The 15,265-nt window shown below is 38.6% G+C and carries 17 protein-coding genes; 14 read left to right on the top strand and 3 right to left on the bottom strand.

Features of this window, described 5'->3' with window-relative positions; translation table 11 throughout:
• Nucleotides 1-53: 53 nt before the first annotated feature.
• From QI031_RS22965 to dpdD, 6 genes are all read left to right on the top strand, one after another.
• A complete protein-coding gene (locus tag QI031_RS22965) occupies nucleotides 54-1,814 on the top strand; it encodes an AIPR family protein (RefSeq protein ID WP_281481923.1) in 1,761 nt (586 codons plus the stop codon).
• Nucleotides 1,815-1,901: 87 nt separating this feature from the next.
• Nucleotides 1,902-2,039, top strand: a complete 138-nt coding sequence (locus tag QI031_RS22960) for a hypothetical protein (protein WP_281486184.1) — start codon at nucleotides 1,902-1,904, stop codon at nucleotides 2,037-2,039.
• A 36-nt stretch (nucleotides 2,040-2,075) separates the two neighbouring features.
• Nucleotides 2,076-2,420, top strand: a complete 345-nt coding sequence (locus tag QI031_RS22955) for a hypothetical protein (protein ID WP_094330697.1) — start codon at nucleotides 2,076-2,078, stop codon at nucleotides 2,418-2,420.
• The gene (locus QI031_RS22950; protein WP_343217820.1) at nucleotides 2,410-2,844 is read left to right on the top strand and encodes a hypothetical protein; all 435 of its coding nucleotides are present in this window, start codon (nucleotides 2,410-2,412) and stop codon (nucleotides 2,842-2,844) included. The genes QI031_RS22955 and QI031_RS22950 overlap by 11 nt, the downstream gene beginning before the upstream one ends.
• Before the next feature lie 5 nt (nucleotides 2,845-2,849).
• Nucleotides 2,850-3,365, top strand: coding sequence for a phospholipase D-like domain-containing protein DpdK (dpdK, locus tag QI031_RS22945; protein ID WP_281481922.1), 516 nt, complete (start codon nucleotides 2,850-2,852; stop codon nucleotides 3,363-3,365).
• A gap of 100 nt (nucleotides 3,366-3,465) precedes the next feature.
• Nucleotides 3,466-5,733, top strand: a complete 2,268-nt coding sequence (gene dpdD, locus QI031_RS22940; RefSeq protein ID WP_281481921.1) for a protein DpdD — start codon at nucleotides 3,466-3,468, stop codon at nucleotides 5,731-5,733.
• On the opposite strand, the gene QI031_RS22935 is transcribed toward dpdD, so the two are convergent.
• The 3 genes from QI031_RS22935 to QI031_RS22925 all read right to left on the bottom strand — a co-directional run bounded on the left by QI031_RS22935 (nucleotide 5,734) and on the right by QI031_RS22925 (nucleotide 9,616).
• Nucleotides 5,734-6,339, bottom strand: a complete 606-nt coding sequence (locus QI031_RS22935) for an NACHT C-terminal helical domain 2-containing protein (protein ID WP_281481920.1) — start codon at nucleotides 6,337-6,339, stop codon at nucleotides 5,734-5,736.
• 56 nt (nucleotides 6,340-6,395) lie between these two features.
• On the bottom strand, nucleotides 6,396-8,357 hold the full coding sequence (locus QI031_RS22930; protein WP_281481919.1) for an NACHT domain-containing protein: 1,962 nt from the start codon (nucleotides 8,355-8,357) through the stop codon (nucleotides 6,396-6,398).
• A gap of 161 nt (nucleotides 8,358-8,518) precedes the next feature.
• The gene (locus QI031_RS22925) at nucleotides 8,519-9,616 is read right to left on the bottom strand and encodes a DNA sulfur modification protein DndB (RefSeq protein ID WP_281481918.1); all 1,098 of its coding nucleotides are present in this window, start codon (nucleotides 9,614-9,616) and stop codon (nucleotides 8,519-8,521) included.
• Between the two features lie 160 nt (nucleotides 9,617-9,776).
• Between QI031_RS22925 and QI031_RS22920 the strand changes: the two genes are divergently transcribed.
• The 8 genes from QI031_RS22920 to QI031_RS22885 all read left to right on the top strand — a co-directional run bounded on the left by QI031_RS22920 (nucleotide 9,777) and on the right by QI031_RS22885 (nucleotide 15,178).
• Nucleotides 9,777-10,040 (top strand): hypothetical protein, encoded by a 264-nt coding sequence (locus QI031_RS22920; RefSeq protein ID WP_281481917.1) that lies wholly within the window; start codon nucleotides 9,777-9,779, stop codon nucleotides 10,038-10,040.
• A gap of 12 nt (nucleotides 10,041-10,052) precedes the next feature.
• A complete protein-coding gene (locus QI031_RS22915) occupies nucleotides 10,053-12,134 on the top strand; it encodes a UvrD-helicase domain-containing protein (protein ID WP_281481916.1) in 2,082 nt (693 codons plus the stop codon).
• 56 nt (nucleotides 12,135-12,190) lie between these two features.
• Complete coding sequence (locus tag QI031_RS22910; RefSeq protein WP_281481915.1) at nucleotides 12,191-12,754, top strand: hypothetical protein; 564 nt, start codon at nucleotides 12,191-12,193, stop codon at nucleotides 12,752-12,754.
• A 39-nt stretch (nucleotides 12,755-12,793) separates the two neighbouring features.
• Nucleotides 12,794-13,620, top strand: a protein-coding gene (locus tag QI031_RS22905) for an IS5 family transposase (protein WP_281481914.1) whose coding sequence is annotated in 2 segments (ribosomal slippage) — nucleotides 12,794-13,181 and nucleotides 13,181-13,620 — 828 coding nt in all. Because the reading frame shifts where the segments join, the coding sequence is not laid out codon by codon here.
• Between the two features lie 17 nt (nucleotides 13,621-13,637).
• Nucleotides 13,638-13,862 (top strand): hypothetical protein, encoded by a 225-nt coding sequence (locus QI031_RS22900; protein WP_281481913.1) that lies wholly within the window; start codon nucleotides 13,638-13,640, stop codon nucleotides 13,860-13,862.
• Between the two features lie 10 nt (nucleotides 13,863-13,872).
• Nucleotides 13,873-14,373 (top strand): phospholipase D-like domain-containing protein, encoded by a 501-nt coding sequence (locus tag QI031_RS22895; RefSeq protein ID WP_281481912.1) that lies wholly within the window; start codon nucleotides 13,873-13,875, stop codon nucleotides 14,371-14,373.
• Between the two features lie 34 nt (nucleotides 14,374-14,407).
• Entirely contained in the window at nucleotides 14,408-14,899 is a 492-nt protein-coding gene (locus QI031_RS22890) for a hypothetical protein (protein WP_281481911.1), read from the top strand.
• A 30-nt stretch (nucleotides 14,900-14,929) separates the two neighbouring features.
• On the top strand, nucleotides 14,930-15,178 hold the full coding sequence (locus QI031_RS22885; RefSeq protein WP_281481910.1) for a hypothetical protein: 249 nt from the start codon (nucleotides 14,930-14,932) through the stop codon (nucleotides 15,176-15,178).
• The last annotated feature ends 87 nt before the right edge of the window (nucleotides 15,179-15,265 follow it).

The raw sequence follows: 15,265 nt of genomic DNA, 5'->3' as shown, positions 1-15,265 counted from the left end.
CATTAATAGCTATGATTTTTGTTCAAAAGTGATAAGTAAGGACAAAAGCGAATATGGACAGAATTATTGAGGCTTATTTGAATGACTTTCGTAAAGAATATAATTTTTCTGAAAATTTAGAACAAAGCAAGTTATTTGAATATTTTGTAAATTATTGCATTATATCAAGATTATACCCTGAAAGATTTCCATTGGAAGATATCAGTGTAGGTGGTGGGGGCGATATGGCTCTTGATGGTGTCGCTATCATTGTAAATGATAATCTGGTTTTTTCACCTGAAGAAGTAGACGATTTAAAAGCAAAACTGCATAGACTAGATGTAAAATTTATTTTCATACAATCAAAATCAGGTAATAAATTCGACGTTGCTAAAATCGGCAACTTTCTTTTTGGGGTAGAGAGTTTTTTTGATAAAGAAACATCAGGTTACATCAACGAAGATATTCAAAATTTAAGGTATTTGAAAGAATATATTTATGATCTATCTATAGATATGTCTCATAATCCCATTTGCGAAATGTATTACGTAACAACTGGTAAATGGGAAAATGATTCTAATCTACGTAAAAGAATAAATGCAGGAGAAAAAACTTTAAGAAAAACAGATTTATTTGATGAAAGTGAAAATGGAGTTAAATTTGTACCAGTTGATGCAGAATATTTAAAAATTATTTATAAAGAAATACGCAATAAAGTAGATAAAAAAATAAATTTTGACAAACATACTATCTTGCCTAAGATTGATAAAGTGGATGAAGCTTATATTGGAATTTTACCAGCTACAGAATATTTGAAGCTCATATGTGCTAATGACGGTACATTATTAAGAAATTTATTTAATGATAATGTAAGAGATTTCCAAGGTAATAATCCAGTAAATCAGGAGATTACAGACACAATCAATGATGAAGGTCGAAGAGGAGGGTTTGTTTTATTTAACAATGGTATAACAATTGTAGCCAAATCTATTCTTAAAACTGGTAGCGATTTTACTATTAGAGACTTTCAGATTGTTAATGGTTGCCAAACTAGCCATATTTTATATAACAATAAAGAATCATTGGATAATAATGTATTTTTACCTTTAAAAATTATAGTTACTAGCGATGAAGAAGTAACAAATCGTATAATTAAAGCTACTAATAGACAAACTGAGGTTAAGCAAGAAGCTTTTTTATCACTATTACCTTTTCAGAAATATCTTGAGGAATTTTATGCTAGCTTCACTGGAAATAGTAGATTATATTACGAAAGACGTTCTAAGCAATATGATAACCAAACCCCTGCCATCGATAAAAGTAAGATAGTCTCCATTACAATTCAAATTAGATGTTTTATGTCTATGTTTCTATGTGAACCTCATAGTACACATAGATATTATGGTGAATTATATGAGACAAACAGTAAAAAAATATTTGTAGAAGGACATAGTTATTATCCATACTATATCAGTTGTTATGCTTTATACTCTTTAGATAATCTTTTCAAGTATAAAAAAGTAGATTCTAGTTACAAAAGATGGTACAAATATCATTTATTAATGATATTTAGACTTATTGCCACCAAAAATATAAATTTTACTCAGATAAATAGGAAGAAATTAGACAATTATTGTGCTGAATTGCAAAAAATTATTCAAAATGAAGAAGAATTAATTAAAATATTTAAACAAGCAATATCTATTATTGATGTTGCTCTTATTGAATTCAAGAATAAAAAATATACAGATGGACAGCTATCTAGACGTAAATTTTTTACAGATAAGTTAATAAACTTAGCAGAACAAGAACATCAAAAAGTTACTCTCGAATGAGATACTAATTGTAATAGTACTCGCCTACACTGCTATGGTTATCAATTAATTGAGGCACAATAGAACCAAAGGCACTGTGAACACACAATGACTACTCAATTGATGGTTCAACCCTCATCCTTAATTTCTTCTGGTATCAGGATGAGCGAATTCGGTGATATTTATCTTTTTAAATTTACCGATGAGTTACAGTCTCGCTTTGAAGAACGAACTAAAGCATTGTGAAAATATTATGACTAATCCAACCAGAGTTCAAAACTGATGCCGGATGAAACACCTGTAGATCCCTTTCTAGCCCAGTTATATGAAGGATACACCGAGGCGGAAGTAGCAGAAATAAAGCAGTATCTGGCTGAATGGGATGCTTCTACCTATATTAGTGTAGCTCAGAGTATTTTAGACCATGCTTCCAGAAAAGAATTCGAGCCATTGAAATATCTGCGAAAAGCCCATAGCTTTAATAAAAAAAGAGCAGTCAGAGTTCCGAAAACAGGATATCGTCAAGATGGTTCAGCAGTCTATCGAAAAGGAAATGAATATTTAATTGTACGTCCCGATAATTTTGGTGTTGAAAAAATAGTCACTTATGGAGTAAATGATGACTAAAGCAACGCTCAATACTCAAAACCCTGAAATCACCAGAAACTACATCACTCATCTATTACAGCAGTTAACTGACGATTATAAAAACACCAAAGAAGAACGAAAAAAATTAGCTTCTCTATCACCTGCTTCCGATGAAGAATTTACTATTTTAGAGGAAATCGAACTGTTAACAGTTGATATCCGAGGCTATGCCAGTCAAATTCAGGCAAGGGGTAGGATTGAAAATGAACAGCAGGCTATTGAGCGTTTGCAAACTATGCACGTCTTTGATGTTCCTGCTATTGCTCAATTTTACTTTGTCACCAATGGAGACTACAAGCAAATAAAAGCTTATATTAGAATGCTCGATTACTTACGCTTGCTGATTCTAGAATATTTGCGCTCGTACCAAAATTTACAACAAGAATCTGCTCAAATTGAATAAATTAAATGCCTTCCCGCTATATTCACTCCCGCCTAAGTTCCCGCCAAATCCCTGACTTACTCCAAACAATCTTCGTTGCCGAACTTATCACCCCCAGCCAATGCCTATGGCTTGTTTCTCCGTGGATATCTGACATCCCTGTTATCGATAACACCGCTAACACCTTCCTATGTTTAGAACCCTCATGGAGTCGTTCCCGCATTCGCCTGTCTCAAGTCCTCGCTACTCTAGCCGAACGCGGAACGACTGTACACATTGCTACCCGTCCCGACTCTCACAACCACAGATTTATTGAACAAATCAAAGGCAAAACTGACTATCAGGACGTTCCCGTGCGATTCCACATTACCGAAGAACTTCATGCAAAAGGTATCCTGGGAGACGGGTATTATCTTGCTGGTTCTATGAACTTCACCTACAACGGTATTACAATCAATGAGGAAGTTGTAACTTATGAAACATCTCCAGAAGCGATCGCCCAACAACAGTTGATTTTTACTAACCGATGGGGAGGGGTGTAATGCTATTTTGGATTTTAGATTATTTAATTTTTATCCTGTAACAATTTGAGTATTTTTTCTTACACATCCTACTATATTAACTATGTGATATTCAAAAGCGATGACTAATGCTAGCAATGCAGATATCCGCCACTTCCTAGAGCAGTTTTTTGGCACTGACAACAAATTTGACCTTGGCAAGATTGAACGTGGTGAAGGAAAACAAGCCAAAATTCGTCCTTGGGTCGAGTTGTTGACCAAAGGCGAACCTCAGCCAACAATTCTTCCCTGCTGGCGTTCCGAGAGTGTAGATTGGTATGCCATCGCCCTTTCGGAACACCAACTGCGCTCTTTGAGTGAAGAATTGATGGCATTCGTTGGCCCCTCCTACTCTACATTCAGGGGACAGAGAGCGCAACTAAACTTACAAGACCCTGTAGAATTAGCAGTTTATGAATTTACTGGCGGTGCAGTAGTCAAATTGAGCGGACAGGCGACTACTATTTGGGAAGCACTAGAACGGATGCGCCGGGTGAATGAGAGACGGGTGAAACGGATTGCAGATATTCCCCGTCCCACAGGTCGGGTACTGCGGGACTTTTACATGGCGCTGCAAGCAGGCGATCGCATTGCTGCGGAAAACTCACTACAATACCTTGTAGACCAGCATCGTCTGGATGCGCTGAATCTGCTGTTTCTGCGGGTGCAACTCTTGGCGGAACTAGAGCAATGGAACGAGTTGCTTACCCTCCCGGAACTAGGCAATCTTTTGCAGGTTCGCCGCCCCTTCGCCGTTACCCAAGCTCTGCTGAAGGCAGTGTACCGCACTGAACTGCAACATTTTGAGGACAATAACGCCCCCGGAAGTGCTGTAGCTTATTTCCAAGAAGTAGTTTTCCCCCGTTACAACAATCTTTTAGCTGTCCGTGCAGGCAGTAAAATCCCAGAAGTACTGAAATTATTTATGCTGCTGGCGGTGGGTGGAGAACCAACAAAACCTGCACTTCGAGATGAACTGCTAGCAATTGGGGAAGTTGAGGAAACTCACCGCAGCTATTTGCAAAGGTTAGCTGCACTGTTAAGAGATGCTACCCCGAACAGCGAAGGCGACCCCCTGCAACAAGCCGAACAGCTATCCAAAAACGGAGACTTCGACCAAGCATTTTCATTGCTTTGTAATGCTCCGTCGTCGAAAGAGAAAGTTCGCTTGCTCCTTCAATGCGCCTACGAGTTGCAAACTTTGGCAGTGGAAAAAGCTGTATTGCAAGCCTTTGACGAGTTGAGTGCTGACGAGCAAACAGCCTTGCTGAAGGTACGTTGGAACCAAGATTTTCTTACTCAACTGCGGGGAAGCCAGGAAGGTACAACAAAAGACACCCCAACAGCTTTATCTGTCCCAACGAATTGGTTGGAGTGGTTATCGCAACTTGATAAAAAGCCAACCTGGGAACGAGCGTTATACACTGCACGCCAGGGTTCTGCCGAGTGGGATGTCACTAGCTTGCTGATGCAACCACAGGCGGTGGCAGAATTTTACGAATTGTTAAATAAAGTAGGCTCAACGGCTGAATCTGTCCTGCACGATGCGCTTCCCTACTTGCTGGGATTTTTTCAAAAAGATGAACAATTTCCCCGTGGCGAGTTCGAGAGCCTTTATCACTCACTGCTAGAACTGCTAGTCCTGAGTACAGAGGGTGGGGATGCTGATTTGGTTTTGTTCAATGATTTAGCGATCGCTCTTTTAACCTTGGGAGTTAATGCAGCAAAATATACAGAGATTGTAGACTATGCTTTAGAGCTTTGGCAAAGGTTTGCCTCACCCAAAAAGGTTGATTGGGTGCTTGACTTAATTGATGTACTGGTATCATACCCTTGCCCAGTCCCAGAAAAGCGCGAACAACTTTTATTTGCTGCGGCTGAAACTCTACGCCGCTTTACAGAACGTATTGATGAAGTGCAAAGGGGAATCTTTCGCGCTTTAGTAAAAGATTTACAGTTAGGAGAATCGCTTTCAGATTTGCTTGGCGAACAAGCGAGTTTAGTCGAGCAAAATCTAGAAGTTGAGGCGAATATTTTCCAAAAACTCAAGAGTAAATCTGTTCTTATTTACACTCTTACAGAAACCGCAGCAATTAGGGTAAAAAGTATTTTAGAAGCAGCTTGTAAAGAAGTGACAGTTTATCTCAGCCATGACAAAGGAGGTAATGATAGGCTGCGTCAGTGGGTGAGAAATTCTGACATTGTTGTGATGGTGACGGCTAGTGCTAAACACGCTGCTACAGGTTTTATTGAAGCGAATCGTCCATCCCATCTTGCTCCGATTATTTTGGTTAACAGTAAAGGTAGTGCAAGTATGCTGCGTGCGCTACGGGAGTATTTAGCTGGATGATTAATCAAGAGGTAAAAATAGGTTGTCTTCGATAAGCGATCTAAATTTAGGGGATACCTTACTGTTATTCAAGCAATCTAGTATCAACTTAATAAAATTATAATATCGATGTAACACTTCTAAATTAATATCGAGAAACCACCCATAATGAGTTACCTTACGATGCTCGATTAGCCAATCTTTAAATTCTTTCAACCATTCACTACCATGATTTTTCCACCAATCTATAATTTGTTGTGAATCTTCATTATTATTAGGAGGTAATTGATTTTTGAGTTTTTGAACAAAGCTAATCAATTCATAATTTGCTCTAGAATTTAAGGGAATTTGAAAGTAAAGGGTCTTATCTAATTCATAATCTAGACTATATAATTCTAATAAATCCGAGTCTTCAATTATTCCAAATGTACACCATTCTTCTAATTCACTAGCAATTTCAAAACTTCTAATCAGGTGGTAGTCAATCTCAATTTCACTTAAGTTATCTTGAAACTTCTCAATCTTTTTAAATTTAAAATTTGAATCAATTGCATTAATTAAATAAATCAGTTTTTCAGTAGAAAACTCATAACCTGAAGCACTAAAACAAAGAAATTCACCTGTCAATGAATATACTTCCGACATAATTATACTAGATATAAAATAGAAAGCTCGAATGGCTGCTAAGTATAATAATCTTTAATATTACATATTTTTTGATGAACTTGTATTAGCAACTTTTGAATTAAATATGCATCACTATAATCTTTTTTGCTTAGTAAATTTTGCTTGTTCTCTAAACCGACTCTATCGTTCAATGATTCATCACTCCACCAATGATTATTGTAATCATTAATTAAATTATTAAATTTTTGTTTGAATAAACGTAGAAAACTATCAGTATTAGGTAACATCTCTACTGCTATTATAAATACCTCGTGCCAGCGTGGTTCTGTAACATGAATGAGCAGTTTTCTCCAACCTTGTTGAGAATTGACTAACTCTTCAGCCATCAAATACTCTTGAAAGGTTTGATGAGAGAAAGTATAAGTTTTCCATGTCTTCTTTACCAATAGGCCAGATAAAACTTCAATCTCAGACAACTTACTAGAACAGTTTTCGATATAAGGCAAAATTTCTTCTTCTTCAAAAGACGATTTGCTATCCTCAAAAGTAATAATTGCTATTCGCCTTAAAGCCTTTCTAAACTCAGCCATATTTACCTGAACACGGTCATTAAATTGGTTCCATTTCTCTAGCAGTAGGTCTATTCCTTCTTTGTAAATTTCAACTTTTTTAGCGGGTAAATCTCCTCTTTCTTGAAAAATTAAACAAATGAGGTGAAGTAGCAGTGGTGTATCAGCTAGTTCTCGTATGCGTTGATTTTCTGGTAATTTAAGCTTTTTAATTAAATCACTTGCTAATGTTATTTTGCTGAGTTGCGTACTATCGTTACTCTCTGTAAACAAATTTTTGATAAATTCTTCTATTTGTAATTGTTCAAAATCAGCTACTTTACATAAAGTAAAATTCCCAAATGCTTTAAATTTATAAGCTTGATGCTCTTTTCGACAACTCACTATAAATCGATTATCACTATACTCATCAACTAATCTATGAATTTCTTTACTAACATCACGAACTTTATCTTCTGTAACTTCATCTAAGCCATCCAGCAAAAACAATAATCTCCCGTTGTCTAGTAATACTTCTAATTCCTGTTTTGAAACATGGCTGCGACAATATTTTTTGCGAATGTATCTTATTAAACTAATTTCAGCTGCACTTTTGGCATTTTCAGCCAAGGTTTTCAAACTGATAAAAACAGGTATGAGCTTGGATTGAAAATCAACCTCATCACAGTGAACAGCTATATATTGTAGTAAGGTAGTTTTACCTGCACCTGGTTTACCCAACACCATCAACTTAGGGTTTTTCCGCACTACCTCTTCCCATAATCGCCGTTCTTGACTAAACTCCTCTGAGCTAAACTGTTGTGATTCATTAAGCTTAGTCTGCACATAAATTTGGCTGAGATTCCCCTGCATAGGAGAATAGAGGAGGTTGAATGTACACAAGGTTTCGCACTCGTTTTGTATCGTTTTGTCGAAATGCGATCGCACTTTCTGCACCAGTACCTCAATATCCTCTGGGTTGGTATACTGGTCAGCAAATAATTCCTTGCGCGGTTCGATAAAGTCAATAATCTGGGAAAGAACATCACCAGAAGTTATAAAAACTGCATTAGCTCGCCTAATATCCTCGAAATTATCTAGAAAAGCTCTAATTTTGTCATAATCCCAAATATCATATCCTTTCAAAGGAACGCTATCTTTAAACTCCTGAAAGATATCGTATGCTTTATCTTTTGTTCCCTTATCTTGTACAGGTGTTAAAACAACGTTTGTAGCGAAAATATAATAATCAGGCTGGCGACGACGTTTTTTTGGATTAGCAAAATCCTCAAGTTCAGATTTTAGCTGCTTCAATGCCCACTCACCATCTTCTTGTGAATTTTGAGGTTTTTGTCGAAATTTGGCTTGAATGACAATATATCCATTCCAAGGATTATCCTCAGATGGGTAACGAGTCAAACCATTGAAAGTGGCTTCACGTCCTCCGTCCGGGCCATCACCAAATACCACAACTCCAGGGCTGACTACTTTGAGTGCGATCGCTTGGATTAATTGTTCAAAGGAGCGTGTATTTAATCCAGCGAGATTGTAGTCCGTCATGGTACTTATGTATTATTCCACATTATAGCTATCAATAATACCGCATACTCCTTTCCTTGCTTTTGACACCCTCAAGATACGTTAATCATCGAAATAATACCGACAAATTCACGCAAAACCCGATGGCAAGCATCAACATTTGTCTTTGTGTTGGAAATGATTGGTTCTCCACTTGCACCAACTTGGGTTACTCCTCGTTCTCGCCACAACTGGGAGTCGCGCTGCCAATCTATTTCTTGCAATCTACTCAACCACTTAACCAAATCTTCTGCCGGAACTCTTTCTACTAACAAATCATGAGCTAACATACCCAAGGCTTGAAAAACAACAGCACTGACTGCTACTAATTCCTGTCTTTGGGTAGCACGTTCCTGTTTATTCATAATCCTCCAAGGATCGTTAGGGATAATGCTTGCGGTTGCTGCCCAGAATGTTGTCGCCCAATCAATCAGAGATTCCAAATCGGTTTGAGATTTTAAATTGGGGAACATCCGTTGAGTAGCGGTGACTAAGGTTGATAAGGTCAGTAACTTGGGATTGTGCTTGCCCAAGCCGTTTTCCACTGTTTCTACATTGTCACGAAACTGAGGAACTCGGCAAATCAATTCCTTGGCAATTAAAACCGTGGGCGATCGCTTATCAAAAGCATGGGATAGCGACACACTTGGTCGTTGGACTAACAGGTTTTGGTCGCGAAAAGCTTGACGTTCCTCTTCTAATGACAGTCCTGCATATATCAATACGCCAATTTCTAATTGTGAAATGATAATGGCATACTCCGACTCTTGCGCCTGGATATCTTGCAATGCTTGGCGAATGCCATAGCATCGATGCTGACCATCGGTTAAACGCAAACTAACCGAATGGTAAGGAAGGTAGATATTGCCATCTCTGTAAGTTGGGGATGGTTGAACGTTAACGCAAATCGGTGGGAAAAAAGTAGTTCCATCCTGATAAGTCTCTAAGATATACCGAGCGATCGCCTTAACTCGTGTTGCATTAAGTTTACGTTGAGCAAAGTCTGGTAACTCCGGAATGTTCGGGATATAAAGATGACCGTCATTTAACAGTCGGACAACATCACCAAAAGTAATGCTGGCAACGTAACTTATTTGTTCACCTAGAGAACCGCGCTGTACGGGAACGCCTTTTATAACGAGTTCAAACATTATTTTTCTAGTTAATTTTCATTGTCTGGCAAGCTTGCATACAAGCATACATGGTAGCAGATATTAGCTGTATGTATTTATGCTGGGGGAGGCAGGCGCTAACAGCGGGCAACGCCCGACTTAGAGCGACTAGCGACTGCCGTTCAGTTACATAGCGGTATTGAAACCATTGCCTTATCAAGCACGGATTCCAGATGAAATTTATGCCCAGTTGTACCAAATTAAGCACTCATTCGAGCAATCGCTTGCTCCTCATCAAATTAGTAATGCCCCAAGCCTACAAGACATGGTTAACGTGGCACTAAAGCGATTGATTAGGGATTGGCAAGACTCTGAGCAGCAAAATTTGCTACATGATGAACTTCTTGAACAACGCCAGATAGCCCGTTCAAAGATGGGTCGGAGAAAAAGTGAGGATGGCTAATAAGGGTGCAAAATGATTGATTTGAACACTTTTCATACTTGTCTTGCCAAGACTTCAGCACGTGGCTACGACCTTGATCAAAAGCAGAAAGAAGCTGTAGAGTATGGCGATGGGGCATTGTGGCTTCTAGCTGGGCCTGGATCTGGCAAGAGTGAGGTGCTAGTAACACGAACTTTAAAATTGCTCTGTGTAGATAGTGTTAACCCAGGCTCCATTCTCTTAACTACGTTTACTGATAAAGCAGCACGTAACCTTGAAGATCGGTTGGCAACGTACCTAGCGGCACTACAAAATGCAGATCCTAATCTGAAAGATGTAGATTTAGCTGATATTAGAATTGGAACATTGCACAGTTTATGTAATGAGATTCTTCAAGAATCTCGCTATCCCAATTATCAGAATGTTCGCCTTCTTAATCAAGTTGAACAGGATTTATTTACCTACCAATATGCTGATATTTCAAATTATAAAGATTTAGCTTTTTGGGAACATTTTAATTATGCTGTACGCGATTGGTATGACAAAAAGTATCCGCCCAAGAAATGGCTACGTGCTAAGGCAGCCGTTACACTTTTTAACCACATTGTAGAAGACTACGTTGATATACAATTAATGCTCAATGCTGGCGGACATTGGGAAACTTTAGCAAAATTTTATCAGCAGTATGCTCAAGCTCTAAAAGATAAATATCGTTGTGACTTTGCTCATCTTGAACAGTGTTTTCTTGACTTCATCACCTCTGATGTAGGACAGAATTTTGTGCAAGGAAGCGATCAGAATCTTCCTTTGCTCTACGTATTAGTCGATGAGTACCAAGATACTAACCCAATTCAAGAGCAAATTTATTTAGCCCTAGCTAATCAACCACCCCATAATATCACAGTAGTTGGCGATGACGATCAAGCTTTATATCGTTTCCGAGGTGGAAATGTTACCTGTATGGTGAATTTTGATAAAGCTTGTATGACTAAATTTAATGAATCTCCTCGTAAAATTCAGCTTGATAAGAACTACCGTTCTCATCCTGAGATTGTTAATTTTTTTAACCAATACATTACATCATTTCCAGAAATGACACAGCCAGGAGTTCGCGCTCCTGGTAAAGAGCCAGTCGAAAGTGCTTCATCTATTGCTGGTGCTTATCCTGCCGTTTCTTGGATTCAAACAAAGAAGGTAGGTGATTTAGCCAATAGAGTTGCTGAATTTATAACTACCCATTTGATAGGTGATAAAATTATCTCTGACCTAAGTCAATGCGTTTTGCTGCTACGAAGTGCCAAAGATTCGCAACAAAACGCTGGTCAATTTATTGCAGCATTCCAACAGCATGGAATTCCTTTCTATAATCCTCGGTCAAAGTCTTTTATGGAAAGTGAAGAAGTTCAGTGTTTACTAGCAGCACTGGTTCAAGTGATTGACCAAAATCACACTTTTCAGGTGAAAAAAGATCCGCAGAGCAAACCTTTTTCATGGATTCCAACAATTCAGCAATGGTTTAATACTCTCAATAGCGTCAGAAATGACCCTGACATCGCTACAAAACAACTTGATGATTACCTAGACAAGAGTAATGCAGAATTACCAAAAATATGTGTAAATAGCCTAAGTCAGAAGAATCAAGGTAGGTTTCTTAACCTAAATTTATTAGAAATCGTTTATCGCATTCTTTCGCTGGAACCATTTCGGACATGGAGGCAAGAGCCAATAAAAAACTTACGTCTTGCTAAAGTTACTCGTCTTTTTGAGGGTTATAACAGTTTTAGTTTAGATGTTTTGCAATCTAACACTGCTGGCAATTACATAGATGATAGTTTTCTTAATAGACTTTATAATATGTATGTCAGCTATTTAATTGAAACCGGTATTGATGATGAAGATGAGGAAATTATTGTTCCTCCAGGATATTTACCCATTATGACAATTCATCAATCCAAAGGTTTAGAGTTTCCTTTTGTATTTGTTGTCATGAAGTTAGGTAGAGAAGGAAAAGTCGGATCAGCACAAATGCTTGAGCAAACCTTAGCTCCCTTTCGACAAGTTCTTTATCCAAGAGCTACTAGAAAACCAGAAGATTTAGCCATAGAATTAGGGTAAATGAAATTATAGCAGCAGGTAAATCTAGCGATCGCCAAAATAAAATTGAACAGTTAATGGCACAGGTACGGCAACAATTGGGTGTGCCTATGCGCCAAGCCCAACTCAAAGCCATCTTTCGGGTTTTTATTCCCGACTACGTTCAACAACTAGGGGGTACACCTCTGGTTAACTGGCGTATTTTTCGGGAAATTAACCACGAGTTTCTTCCTGAGTGTGCCGAACAGCTAGGACGCGATCCTACATTTACTGAAGCAACGGCACTACTTTACCGCAAATTAGTTAAAGCTAGACGTGACAAACAAGCATCGCCCTATCCAGAGTTAACACGTTTACTTGAAATTTATGAAGCCGAATATAGTGCTTCAGATAACGAAGCACGTAAAGCATTTGAAGCAGGGGTAGAACGCAGGATGCTTTTAAATTGTCGCTGCAATTGTTCCAGTTGCCTAGATGACCGCAGTGGCGACATCGAAGCGCCAGGTTTAAGCCGTCACCTTCTTAATCGTCCCCTACTGACGGAATGGTTAAATCAGGTTCGTACTCCTCAAACCCTAGAATTAGATGGCACTGTCAGCGGTACTGACATCAGTGAAAGAATAGACCTCTTGCACGAATGATATAAGCATGAAAAAATAGAGGTCAAAAAACAAAGAGCAATGAGCTACGAACAGATAAAAGACCTGCCACCACCAGAGTTCAAACGGCTATGTGGAGTGCATATTGCTACGTTTAAGAAGATGGTAGAAGTGCTGAAGCCAGAATTAGTCAGAAGCGGGAAAAAAGGTGGACAGCCAAAGTTAAGTGTAGAAGACCACTTACTAGTAGCACTGGAATATTGGCGTGAATATCGTACTTACTTTCATATTTCTAAAAGTTGGGGTATACATGAATCAACAGTATGCCGGATAGTACGGAAAGTAGAAAATATTTTAATTAAATCAGGAGCATTCCGACTGCCAGGGAAAAGAGAATTACAAGCAGCCTATGAATGGAAGGTATTGGTAGTAGATGTGACTGAAATACCAATAGAACGCCCAAAAAAAAACAGCGCCGATACTATAGTGGTAAGAAAAAACGACATACTTTAAAAGCACAATTGGTAGTTGACCAAGCTACTGGCAAAATTCTTTGTACAGCTTATGGAGTTGGTCGCATCCATGACTTTCGTTTATGGAGAAATACTAGGGTCAGATTTCATACTTCACAGTTGTGTTTAGCTGATAAAGGTTATCAAGGTATTGCCAAACTTCATCCCAACAGCTGCATACCCAGTAGGAAACCTCGTGGGAAAGATTTATCTACTCCAGAACGCCAACACAATCGTCACTTAGCTAGCCTACGTATTGTTGGCGAACATCTCAACCGTCGATTGAAGATTTTTCGCATCCTTAAAGAACAATATCGTAATCGTAGAAAACGTTTTGGCTTGCGATGCAATTTGATTGCTGGATTGATTAACTATGAACTTGCTCTTTTTTCTTGATTCATGCAAGAGGTCTAATGAGAACCTTGCTGGAAAATGGCTGTCAAACAATTTACTTACGGGTAAGAAGCGATAATCTTGCATCCTTGTGCGCCACAATTAGTTACTTAACAGATGCAGGTATCGACACAGATATCGGCATGGTTTACCCAATGATTACCGATATTCAAACTATTTACCCTAACAACTTAAAACCAAACGAATTACCTGTCATTCAAGTAACAGTTCGTCCTATTAAATGAGGTTCTGCCAATGGCAAAGCAATCAACTCAATTGCAACCCAGTGGTCAAGCAATGCTTTACAACTTTCTGCTCAATGAGATTTTAGCATCACAACTAGAAGGCAGTTACGAGTTTTGGATTGTTTCGCCTTGGGTAACAAATTTCCGTTTAGAAAAACCCTATTATGTCTCTTTTGGGGAAATTGTAGAGACAAAGCAAGAAGCACTACACCTGTTTGACATTCTACATCAAATGGCCGCCAATGGCGGTAAAGTGTACATCACAGTAGGTAGCGATAAAGAGTATTATCCTTTATTGAGACAACTGGGCAATAAGAGCGATCGCATTCAGGTGCGAACGTTATCAGAATTGCACGCCAAGGCATACGTTGGTCGTTACGGTGCAGTTGATGGTTCCCTCAATTTAACCGCAGGGGGAGTCAATCAAAACATTGAGTTGTACACATACTACCATGACGAACGCAGTATTGCTCAGTTGCGGCAAGTTTGCATACAGCACTTTGAACATTAAAATAGACATTTAAATTTGAAAAGTTTGAAGTTAGATGAACAAGGCAAAGAAAACCCTCCCGCAACCTTCCATATCGCCTACAACCTTTATTGCATTGAATTATTTGCACAATTTACCAGATCAAGTCGTTCGAGACAGGTACTCAGATATAAAAACCGTTGAACAAGGCAACGGCAAAATTATGATGGAAGCAATGCGCCGACACGCCAGATTAACTAATAACTGGCAACAAGCCTTGCTAATCGATGCAAAAGAACTACAAAAAATATATGCTGTTAACGAACAAGCACCTTATCGGCCGTATGCAGAAATCTCTCTTGCACATAGGGCAATGGCCGCAATTATTTATCAAGATTTTTATCCAGATTTTTACCGCTTTCAAAAGCAGTTTGATTCCTTTGAGGAATTTTGGTGTGCTATTGAGTGGGACTTAATGTACCGAGCTATGCGCGGTTCTGGTCTAATTAACGTGACTGAGGAAGTTAAACCGCAAGGAAAGCGCAAGCGGGCAGAACAGGGAAATTAGTTCTTCAAGTATCTGGAGGATTCTGGAAAAGTGCCGTTTAAAAAACAGCCGGAACCAATCGGCCTCTCTGCTGCGGAAGCTTTGCATATCTACGCTATTTACCATGCTCAGCAAGATGAAGGATTTCGTCGAAGACAATTAGCAGAATTTACTGCCACTCTCAAACGTTGTCACCGAGAAATTCGCAACAACAAACTCCAGTTAGGCTATTTACTGGAAGATGGGAGTTTAATTATTTTCGAGAAACACGGTAAGCAAGTTTTAAAACCAGATACCTGAAAACTAAGCAAAGGTTTAAGTTGAATGCCTATTCCAGTTTATGTGTCTTGCAAACTGGATAGCTTCTGTTTGGCAACTAATACTTAA

It is taken from the genome of Halotia branconii CENA392 (genome assembly GCF_029953635.1).
Classification (GTDB): Bacteria; Cyanobacteriota; Cyanobacteriia; order Cyanobacteriales; family Nostocaceae; genus Halotia; species Halotia branconii.
This window is presented reverse-complemented; position numbering and strand designations above follow the sequence as displayed.

What these genes read in the sequence shown, in the direction of transcription:
- QI031_RS22910 (WP_281481915.1), top strand. Translation starts at nt 12,191, where the DNA reads ATGGCACAGGTACGGCAACAATTGGGTGTGCCTATGCGCCAAGCCCAA.
- dpdD (WP_281481921.1), top strand. Translation starts at nt 3,466, where the DNA reads ATGACTAATGCTAGCAATGCAGATATCCGCCACTTCCTAGAGCAGTTT.
- QI031_RS22925 (WP_281481918.1), bottom strand. Translation starts at nt 9,616, where the DNA reads ATGTTTGAACTCGTTATAAAAGGCGTTCCCGTACAGCGCGGTTCTCTA.
- QI031_RS22895 (WP_281481912.1), top strand. Translation starts at nt 13,873, where the DNA reads ATGGCAAAGCAATCAACTCAATTGCAACCCAGTGGTCAAGCAATGCTT.
- QI031_RS22965 (WP_281481923.1), top strand. Translation starts at nt 54, where the DNA reads ATGGACAGAATTATTGAGGCTTATTTGAATGACTTTCGTAAAGAATAT.
- QI031_RS22890 (WP_281481911.1), top strand. Translation starts at nt 14,408, where the DNA reads ATGAACAAGGCAAAGAAAACCCTCCCGCAACCTTCCATATCGCCTACA.
- QI031_RS22955 (WP_094330697.1), top strand. Translation starts at nt 2,076, where the DNA reads ATGCCGGATGAAACACCTGTAGATCCCTTTCTAGCCCAGTTATATGAA.
- QI031_RS22950 (WP_343217820.1), top strand. Translation starts at nt 2,410, where the DNA reads ATGATGACTAAAGCAACGCTCAATACTCAAAACCCTGAAATCACCAGA.
- QI031_RS22900 (WP_281481913.1), top strand. Translation starts at nt 13,638, where the DNA reads ATGAGAACCTTGCTGGAAAATGGCTGTCAAACAATTTACTTACGGGTA.
- dpdK (WP_281481922.1), top strand. Translation starts at nt 2,850, where the DNA reads ATGCCTTCCCGCTATATTCACTCCCGCCTAAGTTCCCGCCAAATCCCT.
- QI031_RS22960 (WP_281486184.1), top strand. Translation starts at nt 1,902, where the DNA reads ATGACTACTCAATTGATGGTTCAACCCTCATCCTTAATTTCTTCTGGT.
- QI031_RS22915 (WP_281481916.1), top strand. Translation starts at nt 10,053, where the DNA reads ATGATTGATTTGAACACTTTTCATACTTGTCTTGCCAAGACTTCAGCA.